This is a genomic window from Paraburkholderia sp. (assembly GCF_035656215.1).
GTDB lineage: Bacteria > Pseudomonadota > Gammaproteobacteria > Burkholderiales > Burkholderiaceae > Paraburkholderia.
The window spans coordinates 1-5484 of sequence record NZ_DASRSY010000214.1; the positions used below are offsets into that span (position 1 = coordinate 1).

The following is a 5484-nucleotide window of genomic DNA, read 5'->3' on the forward strand; positions in this document are numbered from 1 at the left end:
TGATCCTTCGGCACGAGCTCCTCGAGCGTGACCATCTCGAGTTCGTGCTGCATGGGCGTCGGTTTCTTGAGCATGACGCTCATTAAACGACAAAGCCCGGCGCATGGCCAGGCTTCGGGGGTACTTTGTCAGCAGTCTGAATGCGCTGCCGAAGCAGCGCATTTTCAATCACAAGCGTCAACGCGACGCCGATTCTGGCTCAATTCAAACCCGAGAAACTCAACCCGCGCGCGCCAACAACAACGCGTTGGTACGCTTCACGAAGCTAGCCGGATCTTCCAGCGCGCCGCCTTCAGCGAGCAATGCCTGATCGAACAACAAATGACACCAGTCGTCGAAATTCGCGCTGTCTGCGTGCAAGCCCTTCACCAGCGCATGCTCCGGATTCACTTCAAGAATCGGGTGGAACGACGGCGCTTCCTGACCAGCGGCCTTCAGCATACGTTGCAGATAGCCACTCATTTCGCCATCGTCCGCCACGAGGCAAGACGGCGAATCGGTGAGGCGGAACGTCAAACGCACGTCCTTGGCCTTGTCCTTCAGCGCTTCTTTCATCTTGTCGACAAGCGGCTTGAACTCTTCGCCGACCTTTTCCTGCGCCTGCTTTTCCTCGTCGTTCAAGGCACCCAGATCGAGATCGCCGCGCGCGACGCTTTGCAGCGGCTTGCCGTCGAATTCGTTCAGGAACGACAGCATCCATTCATCGACGCGATCGGTCAGCAGCAGTACTTCCACGCCCTTCTTGCGGAACACTTCGAGATGCGGGCTGTGGGTCGCGGCCTGCCAGGTGTCGGCGGTCACGTAGTAGATCCTGGTTTGCTCGGGCTTCATCCGCGCGACGTAGTCGGCGAGCGACACAGTCTGCTCGGGCGATTCCGTATGCGTCGACGCAAAGCGCACCAGCTTCGCGATGCGCTCGCGATTGGCGAAGTCTTCGCCGATGCCTTCCTTCAACACCTGACCGAATTCCTTCCAGAAGCCGGCGTACTTTTCCTTATCGGCGTCGTTCTCCGAATTCGCCAGTTCTTCGAGCATCGACAGTGAACGCTTGGTCACACCTTCGCGGATCGCCTTCACGTCGCGGCTTTCCTGGAGGATTTCGCGCGACACGTTCAACGGCAAATCAGCCGAATCGACCACACCCTTCACGAACCGCAGATACGCCGGCAGCAGTTGTTCAGCGTCGTCCATGATGAACACGCGCTTCACGTACAGCTTCAGCCCGCCGCGATGATCGCGATTGAACATGTCGAACGGCGCATGCGTCGGCACGTACAGCAGTTGCGTGTATTCGCTGCGGCCTTCGACACGGTTATGCGTCCACGTCAGCGGATCCTGATGATCGTGCGAGAGGTGCTGGTAGAACTGCTTGTACTGTTCTTCGGTGATGTCGTTCTTCGAACGGGTCCACAGCGCGCTCGCCTGGTTGACGGTCTCGTCCTCGTCCTTCGTGACCATCTCGCTCTTTTCAGCGTCCCACTCTTCCTTCGCCATCAGGATCGGCAGCGCGACGTGGTCCGAGTACTTCTGGATGATCGACTTCAGACGATGCGACGACAGCAGGTCGTCTTCATCGGCACGCAGATGCAGCGTGATGGTCGTGCCGCGCGCGGCGCGTTCGATCTGCTCCACGGCGAAATCGCCCTCGCCCGCGCTTTCCCAACGCACGCCTTCCGAGGGCGGCAAGCCGGCGCGGCGCGTTTCGACCGTGATCTTGTCCGCGACGATGAAGCCCGAATAAAAGCCCACGCCAAACTGCCCGATCAGCGCCGCGTCTTTCTGCTGGTCGCCGGAGAGCTTGCCGAAGAATTCCTTGGTGCCCGAGCGCGCGATCGTGCCGAGGTTGGCGATCGCTTCGTCGCGGCTCATGCCGATGCCGTTGTCGTCGAGCGTGATGGTGCGCGCGGCCTTGTCGTACGACACGCGAATCCGCAGATTCGGATCGTTCTCGTACAGCGCGCTGTTTTCGATCGCTTCGAAGCGCAGCTTGTCGGCCGCGTCGGACGCGTTCGAAACTAGCTCACGCAGGAAGATTTCCTTGTTGCTGTACAGCGAATGGATCATCAGGTGCAGAAGTTGTTTAACTTCTGCCTGAAAGCTCATGGTTTCTTGTGCCATGGTCGGACTTCCTCTCTGTTACGAATGGGGTTCTAGTCAGGCGTGGCGCACAGCCGCCGGCCGGATGGGCCGCCGAGGCTGTGTCGCCGGGTCGCCGCCTAAGTTGGGGCAAGCCGGCGCGGTTTCAAGAGGCGCGCCGCGCAATGCTATCCAGATAGCGGCACAGGAACGCCGACAACTCGGGATCGCCGCAGTTGGCGATATTGAAGCGCATCCACGTGGTCGGCGACTGCAGCGGGGAAAACAGGCTCCCGGGCGTCAGCAGGAAACCTTCTTCGTGACCGGCGGCCGCGAGCGCGCTCGCATCGACGCCCGTGTCGGCCCACAGGAACATGCCCGCCGTGGGCGTCAGAAACAGCTTCATGCCGGTCTTTTCGAGCATCCGCACCGATTTCTCGCGCACGCCGTCGAGCCGCGCGCGCAGCCGCTCGACGTGCCGGCGGTAGTGACCCTCGGTGAGAATCTTGTAGAGCACGCGCTCGTTCAGTTCGGGGCTCGTCATGCCGACCAGCATTTTCTGATCGCTGACGGCCGTGGCCACCTCCGGCGCGCAGGCGATAAAACCCACGCGCAGATTCGGGGCGAGCGTCTTCGAAAAGCTGCCAAGGTAGATCACGCGCTTCAACTGATCGAGGCTCGCGAGCCGCGTGCCCGGATAGCTCGGCGGGCACAGATCGCCGTAAATATCGTCTTCGACGAGGATGAAATCGTAGGCTTCGGCGAGACGCAGAATGCGGAACGCCTGCGCGGCCGTGAGCGAGGTGCCGGTGGGATTCTGCAGTACCGAATTGATCACCAGCATTTTCGGTCGCCAGGTCTGCACGAGCGATTCGAGCGCGTCGAGATCCGGCCCATCCGGCGTGTAAGGCATGCCGACCAGCCGCGCACCCTGTGAAGCGAAACGCCCGAACATCTGAAACCAGGCCGGATCGCCGACGATCACCGCATCGCCCGGTTTCACGTAAATGCGCGAAATCAGGTCGATTGCCTGAGTGATGCCGGAGACCATCACAATCTGATCCGGCGAAGCGCCGATTTCCAGCTCCTCCAGCCGCGTCTGCAACTGTTGGCGCAGCGGCAAAAAGCCCTGTGGCGTGCCGATGCCAAGCATCTGCGCACCGCTTTGCCGGCCGAGCGTGCGCAACGCGTTCGTGATCAGATCGCCGTCGAGCCAACGCCCCGGCAGGTAGCCGAGGCCCGGGCTGCGCTCGGGGCGCGCGCCCGTATGCAGCATATTGCGCAGCAGCCAGACGACGTCGATGGTGGCGGGCGCGGGCGCCGCCGCGGCGATCGTGCGGATCTCAGCCGTCGGCGCACCGCCCAATCGTTCACGCACATAGAAACCGGAGCCGCGTCGCGACTCCAGATAACCCTGCGCCACCAGCCGCTCGTACGCCTCGACCACGGTGAAGCGCGACACGCCCTTGTCGAGCGCAAGCTTACGGATCGACGGCATCCGCATGCCGGGGCGGAACACCCGCTCCTCGATGCGGCGGCGCGCCCACTGGACGAGCTGCTCAACCAGCGTCAACGACGTCGTATCGTGCGGGGTGGGAATCTGGGCAAGCGGGACGGACATAACGGGCTCCAACTGTACCGAACGGTATCGAATCGATTGTACCGTTACTGTGCCGGTCGCCGCCGTTACATTTAAGATAAGCAACGGATGACAAAGCAGCTCGGGCGGCATGCACCGCGCGCAAGCGACCTCGGGCAAGACCCGCCCGAACGCCATCCGCCTGGCCCGCCGACCCGGCAAACGGTTATGCTTACGACCCCGGCAACGCTGCTGCCGCACCCCGCGCGCACTCCGGCTTACCGCAGAAACCGTTTTCCTGATCCGCCATGACCGCCCATTCGCTCCGTCTCGATCACCTCGTGATTTCCGCCCGTACCCTCGATGAGGGCACGCAGTACGTTGCCGACACGCTCGGCGTCGCACCGGCGGGCGGCGGCGCGCATCCGCTGATGCGCACGCACAATCGCCTGTTGAACCTGTGGGGCGGTGTATATCTGGAGGTGATCGCGATCGACCCGCAGGCCGCGGAACCCGCGGAGGGTGTCACGCCTCGTGGCCGCCTGTTCGCGCTCGACGACCCGGCGACGCAAGCGCGGCTCGAAAAAGGGCCGTACCTGTCGCACTGGGTCGCCCGAGTCGACCGGCCGAAGCGCCTCCCGGCCTGGCAAACGCAGTATCCGCAACGCATCCCCTCGATCGTGCCGATGACGCGCGGCGATTTCACGTGGGGCCTGTCGGTACCTGACGACGGCGCGTTCCCCGCGTGGCAAGGCGCCGGCGACGGCGTGCTGCCGTCGCTGATCCAGTGGGACACGCAGCGTCATCCGTCGGCGGCGTTGCCGGAGACGGAGATCGCACTGAAAGCTTTGAAAGCAGCACATCCGCAAGCCGACGCGATCGCTGCGCAATTGCACTGGCTGGGCGCGGCACACCTGATCGCACTCGAGCCTACGGAAGGCGCAGCCGCGCTTGTCGCCGAGTTTGAAACACCCGACGGTCTACGGACCCTTAAATAAGCAGCGCGCGCGGGTGGCCAACTCGCGCGATAATTGAAATCTTGACCGGTTCCAGACATACCAGCAGAGGAGACCATGGACCAAAGCGACTTGAAAGCCCCCACGTGGCAACTGTCCGAACGCGCACGCAAGCTCACGAGCTCGGCGATCCGCGAGATCCTGAAGGTTACGGAACGGCCCGAAGTCATTTCCTTCGCGGGCGGCCTGCCCTCGCCAGCGACCTTCCCGGCCGAACGCATGCGCGAAGCATCCGACCGCATTCTGCGCGACGCGCCCGCCGCGGCTTTGCAATACAGCGCAACCGAGGGCTATCTGCCGCTGCGCGAATGGATCGCACGACGCTATTCGGTGAACGGCGCGCAGATTCGCCCTTCGCAGGTACTGATCACGACCGGCTCGCAGCAAGCACTCGACCTGCTCGGCAAAGTGCTGGTGTGCCCGGACAGCCCCGTGCTGGTCGAAACGCCGACCTACCTCGGCGCGCTGCAATCGTTCTCGATGTACGAACCGAGCTACGTGCAGGTGCCGACCGACGCGCACGGCCTGATTCCCGAGGCGCTCACGCCCGAACTGACGGCCGGCGCGCGCCTCCTGTACGCGCAACCGAATTTCCAGAATCCGACGGGCCGCCGCCTGCCGATCGAACGCCGCCGCGCCCTGGCTGCGTTTGCGAAGACCGCACCGTTTCCGGTGATCGAAGACGATCCCTACGGCGCGCTCGACTACGCCGGTGAGCCGCTGCCCACCATGCTGTCGATGGCGCCGGATCACATCGTCCATCTCGGCTCGTTCTCGAAAGTGCTGGCGCCGGGTCTGCGGGTCGGCTACATC

At 63.2% G+C, this 5484-nt stretch carries 4 protein-coding genes; 2 read left to right on the forward strand and 2 right to left on the reverse strand.

All coding sequences use genetic code 11. The features are described from left to right. Positions 1–219 precede the first annotated feature (219 nt). Both htpG and VFE81_RS12235 read right to left on the reverse strand, forming a co-directional pair. Positions 220–2118, reverse strand: a complete 1899-nt coding sequence (gene htpG, locus VFE81_RS12230; RefSeq protein WP_325044840.1) for a molecular chaperone HtpG — start codon at positions 2116–2118, stop codon at positions 220–222. 124 nt (positions 2119–2242) lie between these two features. Then, on the reverse strand, positions 2243–3697 hold the full coding sequence (locus VFE81_RS12235; protein WP_325044841.1) for a PLP-dependent aminotransferase family protein: 1455 nt from the start codon (positions 3695–3697) through the stop codon (positions 2243–2245). 266 nt (positions 3698–3963) lie between these two features. Between VFE81_RS12235 and VFE81_RS12240 the strand changes: the two genes are divergently transcribed. Together VFE81_RS12240 and VFE81_RS12245 are read left to right on the forward strand one after the other, a co-directional pair. Then, a complete protein-coding gene (locus tag VFE81_RS12240; protein ID WP_325044842.1) occupies positions 3964–4653 on the forward strand; it encodes a VOC family protein in 690 nt (229 codons plus the stop codon). Positions 4654–4728: 75 nt separating this feature from the next. After that, positions 4729–5484, forward strand: a 756-nt coding sequence (locus tag VFE81_RS12245; protein ID WP_325044843.1) for a PLP-dependent aminotransferase family protein, incomplete at its 3' end; no start/stop codon positions are given.